Consider the following 15818-nt stretch of genomic DNA (forward strand, 5'->3'; position numbering starts at 1 on the left):
CCCTCGCTCTAAGAAGGGATGTCGCTCTCGCTACTGGAATCTATTGCCGCAGGCTTGCCCGTCATCGCCACCGACATTCCGGCCAATCAACCGCTGGTCGAACACGAGCAAGAGGGGCTCTTGGTTCCGCCACGCGACGAAAAAGCCCTGGCGGAAGCGATCATGCGGCTCTTTGGCGATCACGAACTGGCGCAGCGTCTGACGGCCGCGGCGCGGTCGCGCGTGGAGCGGCAGTTCTCACTCACTGCCTGCGCGGCGGCCCACTTGGATTTGTTCGCCCAACTGGTGACTTCCCATCGCGCGGCACGAGACTCTTGAGGCGACATTGAAGCGCATATTGCATATCATTCCGTCGCTCGACCGCTCTGGCGCCGAGAAGCAATTGGCGCTGCTGGCGACACATCTGCCGCGCGACGAGTTCGAGACGCACGTCTGCGCGCTGACGCGCGGCGGACCCTTGGAAGACGACCTGCGCGCCGCCGGCGTGCCGGTGACAGTGATCGGCAAGAACTGGAAGATCGACCCAGCGGCGTATTTTCGTTTGAAACGCCACATCGCTTCCCTCCGCCCCGATCTGGCGCAGACTTGGCTCTTTGCCGCTAACTCCTATGGCCGGATGGCGGCCTTGGCGGGCGGCGTGCCGCGAATCGTCGCCAGCGAGCGCTGCGCCGATCCGTGGAAGGCGTGGCACGAGTTGGCGATTGATCGCCGTCTGGCGCGCCGCACCGATCGCATTGTGGTCAACTCGTCGGGCGTGCGCGAGTTTTATCTTGAGCATGGCTTGCCCGCGGAGAAGTTCGTGGTCATACCAAACGCGATTCAACCCTCGCCGGCGCCCGGTGTCAGCCGCGACCAATTGCTGGCCGAGTTGCGGTTGCCTCCCGATGCGCGATTGATTGGCGCTGTGGGGCGGCTGTGGCCGCAAAAGCGCGTGAAGGACTTGATCTGGGCCGCAGACCTATTGAAGGTGGTGCGCGACGACGTTCACTTGCTGATTATTGGCGACGGGCCCGACCGCCAGCGCTTGACTCGCTACCGACGCCATGTGCGCATCGAGGACAAAGTTCATTTTCTCGGTCATCGCGACGACGTGCCGCGCCTGATGCCTCACTTTGACGCCTTGTGGCTTGCCAGCGGCTACGAAGGTCTGCCCAATGTGATCATGGAGGCGATGGCGGCCGCCGTGCCAGTGGTCGCTACAGATATTCCTGGCAATCGCGATCTGGTGATTCATGGCGAGACGGGCTTCCTCGTCCCGATGGGAGATCGCGCCGAAATTGCTCGCAAGACGCAACGATTGCTCGACGATGTTGACCTGGCGCGGCGGCTGGGCGCGGCCGGCAAGGCCCGAGTCTTGAGCCAGTTCGGCCTGGAGGCGATGGTGGATCAATACACGAGCCTGTATCGAGAGTTGTTGGGCTAAACGATGTGCGGAATTGCCGGAGCCGTTTGGACAAGCCGTGGAACACCGATCGAGCGCGATGTGCTCGAGCGGATGACCGACGTGCTGGCGCATCGCGGTCCTGATGGCCGCGGCTTCTACGAAAATAGCGCTCAAATGCTGCCTGGCGTCACCGGGGGCGCGCAGGCGGCGCTGGGGCATCGCCGACTTTCGATCATCGACCGCGCGGGTGGGCGACAGCCGATGTCGAACGAAGACGGCACGGTGTGGATCACCTTCAATGGCGAGATCTACAACTACCGCATTTTGCGTCAGCGTTTGGAGGGGTCTGGGCACGTGCTGGCCACGGCCTCCGACACCGAAGTGTTGGTTCACTTATACGAGGACGAGGGAATCGACTTTCTGCGGCATTTGAACGGCATGTTCGCCCTGGCGATTTGGGATGCCAATCGGCGACAGCTTGTGATCGCCCGCGATCGGATGGGCAAAAAGCCGCTCATCTACCGGCACGAGCCCGAGCGACTTTTGTTCGCCAGCGAGCTGAAAAGCCTGCTGCAAATCCCCGGCGTTCCGCGTGAGATCAATCCCACGGCGCTCGACGCCTATCTCACGTACCAATACGTGCCGCACCCGGAGATGATTCTCAAGGGTTTTCACAAGCTGCCGCCGGCGCACTGCGCCGTGTGGCGCGATGGCGACCTGCGCGTCGAGCGGTATTGGAACCCCGATTTCAATATCGAGCATGTATTGCCCGCCGAAGAGTATCGCCGCGAGTTGCGCCGCCTGTTGACCTCCGCGGTTGAGTTGCGCTTGCAAGCCGATGTGCCGCTGGGGGCGTTTCTCTCGGGGGGCATTGACTCGTCGATCATCGTCGGCCTTATGAAGGAACTGACCGGGCAGCCGGTAAAAACCTTCTCAATTGGATTTCCGGTTCCCGAGTACGACGAGACTTCCTACGCGCGTGAGGTGGCCGAGCGGCTGGGGACCGAACATCACGAGTTCAAGGTCGAGCCCGATAGTGTGGGCGTGCTCGAAACGCTTGCTTGGTATTACGACGAGCCGTTTGCCGACAGCTCGGCGATACCCACCTATTACGTGTCGAAGCTCACCCGCGAGCATGTCACGGTCGCGTTGACCGGTGACGCGGGAGATGAACTGTTCGCCGGCTACCTCCGCTACCGCGCGGTGAAGGTGGCCGAGTGGTTCGACCGACTGCCGGCCAGCGTACGCTGGCTGCTGACGAACCGGCTTTGGGAGCGACTGCCGGACGCGGGACGCCAACGTTCCAATTTACGGCGATTTCATCGTTGGCGAAGGGCGCTAGCCAACTCGTCTGCGCGCCGCAACTTGGATTGGGTGGGGGTGTTCAACGAGTCGGCCCGGGGCGAACTGTACACAGAGGATTTTCTGACGACGCTCCCCAGCCGCGATCCTGTGGAGTTTTTGGCTGAGGCCTTGGGCCGTTCCAGCCGGCGCGATCCGGTGACCGCGGCTAGCTTGGCCGATCTGGTCACCTATCTGCCATGCGATTTGATGGTCAAGGTCGACATTGCCTCGATGGCGAACCGCCTGGAATGTCGGGCGCCTTTCTTGGACCACCGCGTGGTCGAGTTGGCGGCGGCGATGCCGGCGCATTTGAAATATCGGCGGCTGCGCGGCAAGAGAATCTTGATCGAGACGTTTGGCGATCTGTTGCCGCAATCGGTGCAGCGGCGGGGCAAGATGGGCTTTGGCGTGCCACTCGATCATTGGTTTCGCCATGAACTACGCGACTATGCCCGCGAGATTCTGTTAGGCCCCACAGCGCAGAGCCGTGACTACTTTCGGTCCGAGGCGGTGCGGCAGATGCTCGACAGCCATCAGTCGGGCGTGGCCGACCACAGCGCGCGGTTGTGGGCGCTTTTGTTTTTTGAAATGTGGCATCGCACTTGGCTCGATGCCCCGGTCGCCAGCAGCGCGCCGGTATTCGCAAGCACGCTCGCCCAGCGCGCTTGAACCGACACTGCCCGCTCCGAGATTCCATCTGACGGACCCCGCCATTGGGGCGATGGATCGCGCCGCAAGCGGCAGAACCCCTAGAAGCGTGAATTGAGTCGGATCGCGCCGTGACAAAGGTCGATGAGAAATGCGGCGGGCTCGATTTTGGATCGCGAGTTCGAACTCAGTGACTGCGCACGTACGGTGAACGTATTTTGCCCACGTTCTGCGATCCGCAAACCTTCGCTACAATGAACCGTCGTCTGCAAACTCGTCCATTCCAGCGGGAGAAGCGCGATGCAGGATGTGCTGGCCGTGGTCTTAGCCGGCGGTAAGGGATCTCGACTGGAGCCGTTGACGCGTGATCGCGCCAAACCCGCGGTGCCGTTTGGCGGCGCCTATCGGATCATCGACTTCACGCTGTCGAACTGTCTGAACAGCGGCCTGCGCAAGATGTTGCTGCTCACGCAGTACAAGGCGATGAGCCTCGACCGGCACATCAACATCGGCTGGCGCAAGTTCCTTTGCCGGGAGCTTGGCGAATTTATCGACGTGGTGCCGCCACAACAGCGGATCGACGAAAACTGGTATCAAGGAACGGCCGACGCGGTCTATCAGAACATCTACTCGATCGAGAAAGAGCGGCCCGAGTACGTCGTGGTGCTTGCCGGCGACCATATCTACAAGATGGATTATCACCGCCTGGTCGAGTTTCACCAGGAACAAGGCGCCGACATGACGGTGGGCGCCTTACGCGTCCGAACCGAAGAGGCGGCGGGCCAGTTTGGCGTGATGGAGGTCGACCGAAACTATCGCATCGTCGGCTTTGAAGAGAAACCTCACCAACCCAAGTCGATCCCCGGCGACTCGCAATTCGCGCTGGCGTCGATGGGGATTTATGTCTTTGGGGCTCGGTTCTTGTTCGAGCAGTTGTGCATCGACGCCACACGCCAAGGTAGCGCGCACGATTTCGGCCGCAACATCGTGCCCTCCACAATCGACACGCATCGCGTATTCGCGTTTCCCTTCCTCGACGAAAACCGCAAGGGGGACGCCTATTGGCGTGACGTGGGCACGCTCGACGCTTACTACGAAGCGAATCTCGATTTGATCTCCGTCGATCCGCAACTGAACTTGTACGACCAGCGCTGGCCAATTCGCACCTACATGCCCAATCTGCCGCCGCCCAAGACGGTGTTTGCCGAGGATTCGCCGAAGGGACGTCGGGGACAGGCGCTAGACAGCATCGTGTGCCTGGGTTCAATCTTGTCGGGTGGTGGCGTTTATCGCTCGATTATCGGCTCGAATGTGCGCGTCAACAGTTACGCGCAAGTGGAAGACTCGATTGTCTTTGATCATGTCGATATCGGCCGGCACGCCAAGATTCGTCGCGCGATCATCGATAAGGGAGTGCATATTCCCCCCGGCGTGGAAATCGGCTACGACGCCGAGCTCGATCGCGCCCGTGGCTTTGTGGTCAGTGACAACGGGGTAACGGTAATCGCCAAGGCCGACGGCGTGGAGCATTTTGTCGAGTCGGAGCAGTCGGTCGGATCGTGATCGACGGCCGCCCGTAGCGTCTCGGCAAGATTCGCGGGCGCCTTCGCATTGTAGCGCCGCCACAACTCTGCGCTTCGCAGTGGTTGTGCGACCAGATTGTGGAAAACTTGTCGATTGGCTGTCGGTCTGTGCGGCCGCGACGATTCTGCTTCGGCGCCGACTTCATTACGATCTGAAGATCGGTGAGGCCACCAAGGGCCTTGCGCACCTCCGGCACGAAGCAAGGATTTTCACTGGATGGAAGCCACCTACGCAGATCTTTCCCCCGCGACCGAGGAAGCCTCGCAGCAGTTCATTGGCCAATGGCGGCGGCTGGTCAGCACCACCAACTGGGAAAAGGGACGAATCCTTTGCGAGTGGCGGTCGGCGCTGGTTGCCGCCGGCGCGCCGGCGACCGAGTACTCCGACGAGGCCTGGGCACAGCGGATTGGCGGCGTCAGCAGTCAACACGTCGGACGACTGCGGCGAACGTTTGCCCGTTTTGGCGAATCGGCAAGCGACTACGCGGGACTGTTCTGGAGCCACTTTCAAGCGGCGCTGGAATGGGATGATGCCGAAATGTGGTTGGAGGGCGCGGTCCAAAGTGGCTGGTCGATCTCGCAAATGCGCGGCGCGCGGAGCGAGGCGCTTGGCGAAGCGAGCGCTGACGCCGAAACGATCGTTGATGAAACGCCATTCGATGACGACGCGCCGACTGATGGACGCGCCGCGGTCGAGGAGATTCCACGCACGATTGCGGCCAGCGAAGAGGTCATTGCCGAGCGCGATGTGGACGACGAAAGCGACCACGATGACGGGGCAGGCGAGGCCGACTCAGGCTGGTCCGAGATGAGCGCCGGCGGCAGCGACGCGGCGGAGGCCTCGGTGCCGACTCGGCCATTCGCCGCGCTGCCCGAGTTGCCAATCGACCTGGCCGAGGCGCTGGAATCTTTCAAACTAGCGATCTTACGCCACAAGCTGGCTGGATGGAGTGAAGTGTCGCAAGAGGCCGTGCTGGACTCGCTGGCCGCACTGCGACAGTTGGCGCTGGCGCCCAGTGAAGCATAAAGGGCCGGCGAGTAAATCTGTCGCGCGCCCGGCGATTACTGCTCCCGGACGCCAACACCCTGGGCCGCTGGTCAGCCTGTCGTCCATGCTTCGCCGATGGCGAACTCTCGTTTGGCGTCGCGCGTCAATCGGGTGGCAGCGTAGCGCGGATCGTGGCTCCAAAAGACGACCCAATTGCCATCCGCCGCGCGCCCCAGCCAACGCGGCTTTTCGCGCCGCGTATCGAGCGGATAGAGGTCGTATGCCAGGCTCCAAAGCCGACGCAGGTGATAGGTGCTTGGACAAAGGTCCGTCAGGCACAGGCCAGTTTCGCCCTGCGATTCTAGCACCAGCGCCAAGTGTCCGCGTGTGTGTCCCCCGGTAACGTGCGCCGTCAGGCCGGCGACGATTTCGTCTTGATCTTCGATGAGCGCCAGCTCGACCTGATCGCGGAGCGGCGCCAGGTTTTCTTGGCTATAGGCGCCGCCCAGTTCATCGGCGGCGCTGTTGGCGTCTTCCCATTCCAGCCGTCCAATGACATGGCGGGCTTGCGGAAAGCTCGGAGCCACGCGCCCGCTTTCGTCACGATGACTGGCGCCGCCAGCGTGATCCCAGTGCAGATGGGTTAGCAGCACGGTGTCGATATCGGCGGGATCGACGTCGACTGCCTGTAGGCTCGCCATCAGCGGATTGCCGGCAGTCATCGCGTAGAACTTGCGGTCCAGCGGCGAAGCCTTGCCGCCGTAGCCGGTGTCGATGAGCACGGTTCGATGACCGTCGCGCAGCAGCAGACAATTGCAGGCGCACGGCAGGCGGTTCAATGCGTCCGGCGTGCGCGCCATTTGCCACAACCGCCGCGGCACCACGCCAAACAGCACTCCGCCATCCATTTGAAAGCGACCGCCGTCGAGCACATCGACGCGCCACTTGCCCACACGCAGGGTGACCGGCGGACTGATTTGCGGTGTTGACTGCAACGAAACGCTCACTGAGTGGCCCCCCTTGGGCCTAGGGCAATTGGCCGACCACGATCTTGCCGCTGGGGGTGCGCGGCAGTCGATCGAGCACAATCACATTGCGGGGGCGCTTATAGTACACCAGCTCGCGCTCGCAATGTTCCTGCACATGCTGCGCGCCCGCGCTGTCGGCCACCACCACAGCCGCTTTCACGAACTGCCGACCGTTGCGGTCCTCCCCCGCGTACACTTTCACCTCCTGCACGCCGGGCGCCGCGGCAATCACGTCTTCCACTTCGCAAGGAATGACTTTTAGGCCGCCGACGTTAATGACTTCGTTGTGGCGACCTTTGAGGTAGATGCCCCCCTCGGCGTCGCGGGTCGCCAGATCACCGGTCAAGAACCAACCGTCGTCTAATGGCGCAGTGTCGATTTCACCCAGGCCCAGGTAGCCCGCCATCATCGAGGAACTACGAATGTACAGCTTGGCGACGCCGGTATCGGCCGGCAAATCGGCGCTCGATCGGCGCGCCTCGGCCTCGACCCCGGCCATGGGAGGGCCTACGTAGCCGCCCAACGCAAGCTCATGGTCCGCCGGCCCCACGCTGATGCCCCCCGTTTCAGTCGTGCCATACAAGGGCCGTACATGCTGTCCGGCGCATTCAAAAAACCGGCGCGCGGTCCGCTCTGGCAGCGGCGCCCCGGCGGTCAGCACGCAGCGCGCCGCGCCGCGCAGGCGATCACCGGCGCCAAACATCAAAAGATCAAGCATGGCCGGCACGGCGGGCAAGACGGTCACCCCCAGTTCGACCAGCGCTTTGCGCACCGTGGCGGCCTCAAAGTTGCGCGTGCTGACGATATTCGCGCCGCTCACAAGCGGGACCATGACCCCCATTCCGTAGGCGTAGGCGTGACTCATGGGGCTGGCGACGAGAATCGTGTCGCGCGCGTCGATGCCAATGGTGGCGATGTAGTGATCCGCTTCCGCAATCGCCGCCGGACCTGGTCGCACGGCGATCTTCGGAACTCCGGTAGTGCCTGACGTGGGATGCAGCGGCACGCCGGGCAAGCTGGGGTAGCGAGATTCAAACGACGGATCGGCTGAGGCGACGGGACTCCAAAGGCAGTCGGCTGCTAACGAACGCGATAGTGGAGCGCCCACAAGTTCCGCTGCCATCAATTCATCGGCCGACCATCCATCGCATACGACCCAGCTTGCGCCGAAGCGTAGGGCATATCTCCGCAACTCGGCGGCCGGAGTCTTCACATGCACTAAGAGCGGTGAGCCGCCGCGGGCCAAGATTGCCGTCAGCAGGCAGACGAACAGTGGGCCGTTGCCGATGGCCATCACCACGCGCTCGCCTGGCTGCATTCCGGCTCGGACCAGCGCGTGGCCGAGTTCAGCATGATGGCGCGCCATCGTCGCGGGGCCGTAAATTTGGCCGGTATCGAGGTCGATGATCGAGCCACGATACGACTCGAACGCCGCCAGGATCGGGGCGCTACTGAGCGATTGATCTACGATTGCCAGCCGCATTGGCAGGCGTCCTCAACTCGATCCAGCACGATGCCCAACAGTTCCTCTGTGTGAGCCGTGGAGAGGAACATCGATTCGAATTGGTTGGGATGAAAATACACGCCGCGATTCTGCATGGCGTGCTGGAAGCGAATGAATCCCTCGAAGTCGCATGCTCGCCGCACTGCCCGATAGTTTGTCAAACGTCCGGCAGGCTCGTGTGTGAGAAACACCGAAACAATCGGTCCCACCTGGTGAACCACATGGGCAATGCCATGGCGCGAAAGGACGTCTCCCATGCCCACTGCCAGCATTTCACCCAGGCCGTTGAGTTGTTCATACAGCACGTCGCCTTGAGAGATGATCTCGTCGAGCACTGCTTCGCTGGCCGCCATCACCGCCGCGTTGCCAGAATAGACGCCGCCATGAAACACTTGCCGCGAGGCGATCAGATTCATGATCTCGGCCCGCGCGCCAAATGCCGCGACGGGGAAACCGCCGCCCAGCGCCTTCGACACGATCGTGATATCGGGCCGCACGCCGTACAGTTGCTGCGCGCCGCCGGCGGCCACGCGCAAGCCGCTGATCACTTCGTCGAAGATCAGCAAGCCGCCATGCTGATGCGCCAAGTCGCGCGCTTGCGCCAAATATCCTGGTTCCGGCGGAATCAGTCCGCTGTTGCCGGCGATCGGTTCCATGATGACGGCGGCCACCTCTGGGCCGTGCTCGGCCAGTGCCGCGGCTAGCCGTTCGGCGTTGTTCCATTCCACCACGATCAAATTGTGCGGATTGCCGTTCATCCCCAGGGTGCCGGGCAATGCTGACCCATAGCCGGACTCAGGCAAATCATCGAGATCGGCGTGGTAGCGATGAAAAACCGCATCGCTCCAACCGTGATATTGCCCTTCGAACGCGATCAACTTATTACGCCCTGTGAAGGCGCGCGCAAGCCGCGTCGCGGAGGCGCAAGCCTCGGTCCCGGTGCTGGAGAAGCGGACCAACTCCATGCCCGGAAACAGTTGTTTCAACTTTTCGGCGACACGGACGCTAATTTCCGTGGGAAATCCAAGCTGGCTGCCAAACTTCCCGATTTGGTAGCTGACGGCGTCAATGATCTTCTCAGCCCGATGGCCAAAGATCAGCGGCCCATAGGCCATGTTCAAATCGATGTACTGCCGCCCCTCCACGTCCCAGACGTACGGCCCGTCGCCGTAATCAGCCACTAGCGGAATGTGGTACGGCAGCACGCGCATGTTACTGCTGTCACCACCAGCAATGGCCTGGCGGGCACGAGCCAAAATTTGCTCGTTAGTAACGGCAGTTGTCGTACGGGTTTGCTGCTCAATCGTGGCCATAATTCAACTTTTCCGAAAAGCCTGCGGATTCTCGGGCACCCCGTTAGCGTGTCCGTCGCTAACGGACAATTGCCGCGAACTGCCTATTCCACAAAGACGACTCATATTACCAAAACAGCCTCTGCAATCTAGGACTAATGGGTGACTATTAGCGACTAGGAAAATTGGTAAGTTTTCCAGAACAGTGCCTCGTTTCTCCGACCGATTGCACCAGCACGTTGTGCGCCAGATGGTTCGCCAGCAAAGTTGGAACCTTGTGGTCCAAGTACTCCTGGTGGCAATAATCAAGCATCGCGCGTAGGGGAATGCGCACTTTCGAATCGAGGCGACTCATGAAACGATGCCACTGGCCAATTCTCGCGTTCGTTGTCGCACACGAATACTTCAGCGGATTTGCGGCATACGCTGTCGCGCAGCAGCCCAAGCTGGTTCCACCTGAAGAGGCGGCGCTCGTTGTGGAAGGGGTGGTGCGCGAGTTGTATACCAGCGAGCGCGAGAATCGCACGGACTATCTGGTCGAAATCACGGTAAGTAAGTCCGAAGCGCGACACATCCAGCCGGATGGCGCCCGCCAGCAGTACCCGGCGCCCGGAGAACTGTTGACGATCTACGTTTGGCAACGGCATGCACCGACCGGCCGGTTGGGGCAAGTGCAAAATCCACTGCCACCCCCCGCGGAGCGCAGCAGAATCAAAGCGTTTCTGACGCCTCGGGAGCAAGGTGGTTGGCAGGCCACCTTTCCCAAGTGGTACGAATTGCTCAACGAATCTGTGGCCGGCGTCACGACGGGCGATCCTCCCCCCAAAAGGTCACCGACTGACGATGCCACGGACGCAACCCATCTGGGCATGACGCTCGAGCGAATCCAGTTTGCGAACAAGACGGGATTGCGCGTGACCAGCATTGAACGTGGCGGCGCGGCTCAACAGGCGGGCCTGGAGGTGGGCGATGTGCTGGTTGGCGCAGGCGAGGCCTCTGTTTCGCTTGAGAGCGTCGAGCAGCTACTCGACATGACGGCGGCGAATCCACAACTCGACCTGTTGGTTGTGGATGTGAACACAGGGCGAACCGCCAAAATCACGATCGTCACACGTGCGGCGCCGGCCAGAGAAACAGAGGCCCAAAATCCCATCGATAACTCGCCGCCCCGCGAGCAACCCAGCGACGAGGATGACGGCCCTTCGCTCGGCATTGCAGCCGAACGAGTAACCTTAGGGCAGCGCACCGCGCTGAAGGTCAGCCAGGTGGAACCCAACGGCGCCGCGGCGCGAGCAGGTATTGAAGTGGGTGATATTCTGGTCAAAGCCAATGGCGCGCCGCTGACCGGGCCAGAACAACTTGCGGCAGCGCTGCGCAAGAGCGGGTCGGCCATCACGCTGACGGTGCGTGATGTGCGTACCGGGCGCGACGTGCCCGTGGAAGTTCCGCTCGGCGGCAGTCCAGTCAAACCGGCGCCCACATTGCCGACGGAACAACCGTCTGCGAACAAAACCGCGCCTGGACAAATCGGTGTCGTGACCGAACTGGCGTTCTACGACAATGAGGCCGCGGTGAAAGTCACCGAGGTCGAGCGCGGCAGCCCGGCGGAGCGGGCTGGTTTGCAGGTTGGGACGATCATCGTGCAGGCGGGGGACAAACCGGTGTTGCATCCCAGCGACTTGATCGATGCTGAGCGCGCAGCCAAAGGAAGCTTGCGTTTATCCATCGTGGCGCCGGGCAGCCGACGCAAAAGCACCATCGAAGTGCGGCTGTAGTCGGCGCGAATTGGAAGCGGCGTTTAGTCGCCTGGGGGCACAAAATCGTGGACGTTGATCGTCGGTTTCTCTTTGCGTAGCGAACGAAACCCGTTGGAAACGAAATCGTCCACGGTCGTGATCGCTTTGAACATGTAAGCGGTCTTGTCGATGCCGAGTTGCTCGACCTTGAGCACCCGCATCGCCGTAGCCAGCGCCATGAGGCGCTTGGATAGGCTATTCAAGCGGTCCGACAGATCGCGCAGATCGCGCTCGGAAAAGTCTCCCTTGGCCATGTAAAGCACTCGCGTGGTTGGCAGTGTGATGGTGGATTAACTGCCCTGGCGCCGCAGCCGTTTGCGGTCTGCGATCGCCCCGTAGCTATTGTGTGAGCGCTTTGGCCCATTGGCAATGATTCAGGGCGATTTGAGATTAAATTCCGTTGAAATGCCTGCGGCAGTCGATCGGCGCTTGCGGAATGTTCGCGTTATTCCGAGCGATCAATCGCATGCTCAATCCGGTAGATGTGGTTTGTGTGGGCGCCGCCCGTGCAAATAGTGTCCTGGCTGCTTGCCACCCGCAATTCCATGAAAGCGATCGACGCCGATAAAGTCGACATCGCCATCCGATAGTTCTCAGGCAGGCGCCGAGGTTGATATGCACGCGCGAGCCGCGCCACTCGCTTCGGCTCCGGCGCGCCGGAGCACAGCGCAGGTCATGTAGACGACGGCGCAAGAGGCAACGCATTGACGCATCGACATGATGTTCGTCCCGTTGCAAGAACGACGGCATAATCGAGACGATGCGGATGTTCGCCGGATGAACGGACGCTGACGCCGCTGTCACAGCGCCGCCGGTCGAGACGTTCACGCTAAGAGCCGACGCCCGACATGGTCAAGGTGCTGTTCGTCGCCGCGAAGGTCTCGATGGCTCCTTCGGCCTCGATCGGAATAACATCGACCGCCTTGCCATAAGGCGACGCCACGGCAAGTAGCTCACCCGCAAACGAAGCCACCGCCGTGGCTTCTAAGCGAACGCGGAAACGAAGATCGCCTTGCCGCGCGAGCAATTGCCGATTAGCGTCGCGCGACGACGACAATGCGTCAAGGCAGTGCAACGATTGACCATCCACCAGAGCGTTGAGCTGTTCCAGATCACAGGCCACATGCCAGCGACGCAACAACGTCGCTTCGTGGAGCCATCCTCTCAAGGCGCTCCCTAATCGACGTAGCTCTGCGTTGGTCGCCGCTTCTTGAATGTGAAGCCGTATCTCGCATTCCCTAGCGGGCACTTCGTCCGCCGCACGAGTGTCCGCCATTTGCGGCCGGAAGCATTGCCATAGTCGGACTGCTTGCCTTGCAAACAGCGCGAAAGAAGTTTGGATGCCCATACGAAGATTGCCCAAGGCGATGTCAGCCGACTGGCGGCGGCGGCCATGCGGCCGCCGCCCGTCAGGTTCCTGCTCCCGCCAGCCTTACAAAATACTACAAATTTTGTTAAATTTCAACAAAATCAATATTCTGCTGTGAGACAATCGAAAGCTCAGCCTCGCGACATCTCTTGCCGTGACGCTGATTTCGAACGCGGCCACAGCGATAGTCCGGGAGGCAGTTCGGTGTCTTTTTCTGCTCGCTACAGTGTGTTGATTGTGAGCCTTGGCGGATGCGTGCATAGCGTGGAAGCCTCGCAGGATTTCGCGTTAGCTGAGGCGATCGAATTCGCCTCCGCCTTCAATCGCGCCGTGGCAGATCGCGGCTATTTTGCCGCGGTGGCGCCGATTGAACACTCGACCGCTGCCGCGTTCTTGTCGCAAGTGCTGGACCAATGGCGGACCAATCCGCCGTTACCACCAACCGGCGATAGCGGCTAACCGCCATCGGATCACACCTCTCCGAATGGTTGAGATCGCTGCGGCAGCCCGGCGCTGGCGCCGTTGCAGAGTCGAACCATGTCGGCCGGCGTGCAGCGCGCCAGTCGCGGCACGAGCGCCGCGCAGTAACCGGCAACACCAACTCCCTCATTGAACGCCGTGGCAAACTCCACCGCTTCGCTCAACGACAAATCGACTTCTTCCTCCACTCGCTCCAACGCGCCGTCGGCGCGCACGATCACGATCGCATATCTAATCACGGCAGCCTCTCTGGTTCCCGTCCGGTCACCCGTCGCTGCGGCTGACCACCTTCAAATGGATGCGATCGGTCTAAACGCAATCGCCGTGCCGCGACAGCAAAGCCGCAGTTTTGCACGACATGCGGCAATTTTGCTATATGGAATGGGCGCCAGGCGCCGGCCAACGACAGCCGGAGTTGTGACGCCACAGCGCTAGTTGTATTCCATTGGGCCTGTCGTTGACGCCGCCGACGCGTTACTTCCAATTGCCGCTGACGCGAAGCCGCTTGAGTTTGGCATCGAGGGTCTGGTAGTGGTCAATGCCCAGCAGCCGGGCGGCCTCTGCTTTGACGCCATGCGCCTGCTCCATGGCGCTGCGCAGCAGGTGTCGCTGCAGTTCATCCATGGCATCTTGCAAGCTAAATCCATCGCCAAGCGGCTGCTCCCACGCTTCCGCGGGTCGGCGCGCGCTAAAATCGACATCGGCCACCGCGGCGGCGATGTCCTCACGCGAGATCACCTTTCCGGAGCACATGCCCGCCGCTTGCAACAACGCGTTATAGAGTTGACGCACGTTGCCGGGCCAGGGATACGTCTTGATGAACGTGCGGGCGGCGTCGGAGAGCGGCTTGTCCTGATAGCCTGGTTCGTCGGCGCGGAATTGAACGTTCGCGCGTTCCAAGAGCGCGGCCGCCAGCGCTGGAATATCGGAACGTCGATCGCGCAAGGCCGGCACTTTGATGGTGACAACCGCCAATCGGTAGTACAGATCCTCGCGAAATCGCCCCTCGCCAATGGCGGCCATCAGATCGCGATTGGTGGCGGCGATCACGCGCACATTGCTGGCCAGGTCGCGTGTCCCTCCCACGCGGCGAAAGACACGTTCGCACAAGCCGCCATCATGTGGCGGCTGCAGCACGCGCAGCAGTTTGGTTTGCAGTGCCAGGTCGCATTCGCCCACTTCATCCAGGAACAGAGTGCCCCCGTTGGCTAACTCGAACGCGCCATGCCGAGCGCTATGGGCGCCGGTGAAAGCCCCCTTTTCATAGCCAAAGAGTTCCGACTCCAACAGTTCCCGCGAGATCGCCGCGCAGTTCATTGCCACAAATGGCTGGTCGCGGCGCGCGCTCGAATCGTGAATCGCGCGCGCGAACAATTCCTTGCCCGAGCCGCTTTCGCCAAGTAGTAGCGTCGACAGATTGCGCATCGCCGCCCGATGCGCCAAGTCGACCGCCTTCTTCATGATGGGGCTGTCGCCAATGATATGTTGAAACCCCGCCAACTCACTGGGGCTGGCCGACTGCTTCTCCAAGTGAGCGTCTGATCTGCGATACAACTCCGGCAAGTAATCGACGGTCAGGTTGAACGGAATCTCCGTGATCCATGCGTGGCCCTGGTACGTTTGATAGAACGTGGCCGGGTATTTGCTCTTTCCCAGCAGCACCCAGATCGCCGCCATCGCTGGCGTGCCAGGGCTGAGATGGATGCAGAGTTCTATTTCTCCCCAATCCTTGCGCCGACTCAACCGATCCAACTCGGCGTCGACAATTTTGTAGATCGCCTTGTAGTCGCTGGGATTGCGCAGACGCACATCGACGGCCTGCGCGGCGGGGCCGACCCAGCGGGCGAACTGTCGCCCTCGCTGATTGGAGTAGTTGTTGAGCAGTCGAATCTCGTCGAATGCGACTTCGCCGACCAGCGCCTTGATGGGCCCCTCATCGCCCGGTTGCGGAACGCCGCCGCCGACCTCGCGCAGAATTTCCTTGCGCTGAGTTTCCGAGAGCGTGGCGGCCAGTGACCGCAGGTCGTTGTAGCCAATCCAAGTCAACAGCACGCGTTTCATAAGACGCCAATCGATTTGTGGTTGTTCCAATTATTTTGTAATTGGAGACTCCTCGATTGGCAACTTGCGAGATCGGCAGGCGGTGCGCCGTTCAAGCAATGGCAACCGCTCGCCGTCAGGTGTCGGCTACTTGTATCATCTCCTTTTGTGCCGGCGTGCCGCGCCAGCGGACCTGTCGCCAACGCACTCGGCCCAGTAGCAATGTCGCGGACGTCCCAAAGCGCCAAGCATACGCTCGCTCCTGCGGCGGTATGATCAATGGTCGCGATCCGGTCCACTGCCGGCGACAGCGCAGCAATATCCGACCTGCCTGGAACTCTGAGCGCCACGCGCCAGACTCG

At 61.4% G+C, this 15818-nt stretch carries 13 protein-coding genes and 1 pseudogene; 7 read left to right on the forward strand and 7 right to left on the reverse strand.

The features are described from left to right. The first annotated feature begins 15 nt into the window (after nucleotides 1-15). The 5 genes and pseudogenes from K1X71_02215 (at nucleotide 16) to K1X71_02235 (ending at nucleotide 5986) form a co-directional block, all read left to right on the forward strand. A pseudogene (locus K1X71_02215) lies at nucleotides 16-318 on the forward strand (glycosyltransferase). Between the two features lie 7 nt (nucleotides 319-325). Continuing rightward, nucleotides 326-1423, forward strand: coding sequence for a glycosyltransferase (locus K1X71_02220; GenBank protein MBX7071938.1), 1098 nt, complete (start codon nucleotides 326-328; stop codon nucleotides 1421-1423). Between the two features lie 3 nt (nucleotides 1424-1426). Further along, the gene (gene asnB / locus K1X71_02225) at nucleotides 1427-3397 is read left to right on the forward strand and encodes an asparagine synthase (glutamine-hydrolyzing) (protein MBX7071939.1); all 1971 of its coding nucleotides are present in this window, start codon (nucleotides 1427-1429) and stop codon (nucleotides 3395-3397) included. A gap of 279 nt (nucleotides 3398-3676) precedes the next feature. Further along, nucleotides 3677-4939, forward strand: a complete 1263-nt coding sequence (gene glgC, locus K1X71_02230; GenBank protein ID MBX7071940.1) for a glucose-1-phosphate adenylyltransferase — start codon at nucleotides 3677-3679, stop codon at nucleotides 4937-4939. A gap of 237 nt (nucleotides 4940-5176) precedes the next feature. Beyond that, nucleotides 5177-5986 carry a hypothetical protein gene (locus K1X71_02235; GenBank protein MBX7071941.1) on the forward strand — a complete coding sequence of 270 codons (810 nt, stop codon included), beginning with the start codon at nucleotides 5177-5179 and terminating at the stop codon, nucleotides 5984-5986. A gap of 71 nt (nucleotides 5987-6057) precedes the next feature. On the opposite strand, the gene K1X71_02240 is transcribed toward K1X71_02235, so the two are convergent. Genes K1X71_02240 through K1X71_02250 form a run of 3 tightly spaced genes read right to left on the reverse strand, consistent with a single transcriptional unit; the run spans nucleotide 6058 to nucleotide 9735 of the window. Next, nucleotides 6058-6954, reverse strand: coding sequence for an MBL fold metallo-hydrolase (locus K1X71_02240; protein ID MBX7071942.1), 897 nt, complete (start codon nucleotides 6952-6954; stop codon nucleotides 6058-6060). Nucleotides 6955-6973: 19 nt separating this feature from the next. Beyond that, nucleotides 6974-8458: an acyl--CoA ligase gene (locus tag K1X71_02245; GenBank protein MBX7071943.1), complete on the reverse strand. Its 1485-nt coding sequence runs from the start codon at nucleotides 8456-8458 to the stop codon at nucleotides 6974-6976. Next, nucleotides 8440-9735: an aspartate aminotransferase family protein gene (locus K1X71_02250; GenBank protein MBX7071944.1), complete on the reverse strand. Its 1296-nt coding sequence runs from the start codon at nucleotides 9733-9735 to the stop codon at nucleotides 8440-8442. The genes K1X71_02245 and K1X71_02250 overlap by 19 nt, the downstream gene beginning before the upstream one ends. A gap of 389 nt (nucleotides 9736-10124) precedes the next feature. Between K1X71_02250 and K1X71_02255 the strand changes: the two genes are divergently transcribed. Then, nucleotides 10125-11546: a PDZ domain-containing protein gene (locus K1X71_02255; protein ID MBX7071945.1), complete on the forward strand. Its 1422-nt coding sequence runs from the start codon at nucleotides 10125-10127 to the stop codon at nucleotides 11544-11546. A gap of 23 nt (nucleotides 11547-11569) precedes the next feature. On the opposite strand, the gene K1X71_02260 is transcribed toward K1X71_02255, so the two are convergent. Together K1X71_02260 and K1X71_02265 are read right to left on the reverse strand one after the other, a co-directional pair. Further along, nucleotides 11570-11821, reverse strand: a complete 252-nt coding sequence (locus tag K1X71_02260; protein MBX7071946.1) for a hypothetical protein — start codon at nucleotides 11819-11821, stop codon at nucleotides 11570-11572. Between the two features lie 575 nt (nucleotides 11822-12396). Next, the gene (locus K1X71_02265; GenBank protein MBX7071947.1) at nucleotides 12397-12735 is read right to left on the reverse strand and encodes a hypothetical protein; all 339 of its coding nucleotides are present in this window, start codon (nucleotides 12733-12735) and stop codon (nucleotides 12397-12399) included. Nucleotides 12736-12903: 168 nt separating this feature from the next. Between K1X71_02265 and K1X71_02270 the strand changes: the two genes are divergently transcribed. Then, nucleotides 12904-13395, forward strand: coding sequence for a hypothetical protein (locus K1X71_02270; GenBank protein MBX7071948.1), 492 nt, complete (start codon nucleotides 12904-12906; stop codon nucleotides 13393-13395). 11 nt (nucleotides 13396-13406) lie between these two features. Here the strand turns inward: K1X71_02270 and K1X71_02275 are convergent, their stop codons facing one another. Further along, nucleotides 13407-13655, reverse strand: coding sequence for a hypothetical protein (locus tag K1X71_02275; protein ID MBX7071949.1), 249 nt, complete (start codon nucleotides 13653-13655; stop codon nucleotides 13407-13409). Nucleotides 13656-13890: 235 nt separating this feature from the next. Continuing rightward, on the reverse strand, nucleotides 13891-15477 hold the full coding sequence (locus K1X71_02280; protein ID MBX7071950.1) for a sigma 54-interacting transcriptional regulator: 1587 nt from the start codon (nucleotides 15475-15477) through the stop codon (nucleotides 13891-13893). Between the last annotated feature and the right edge of the window lie 341 nt (nucleotides 15478-15818).

The sequence above is a fragment of the Pirellulales bacterium genome, assembly GCA_019694455.1.
Lineage (GTDB): Bacteria > Planctomycetota > Planctomycetia > Pirellulales > JAEUIK01 > JAIBBY01.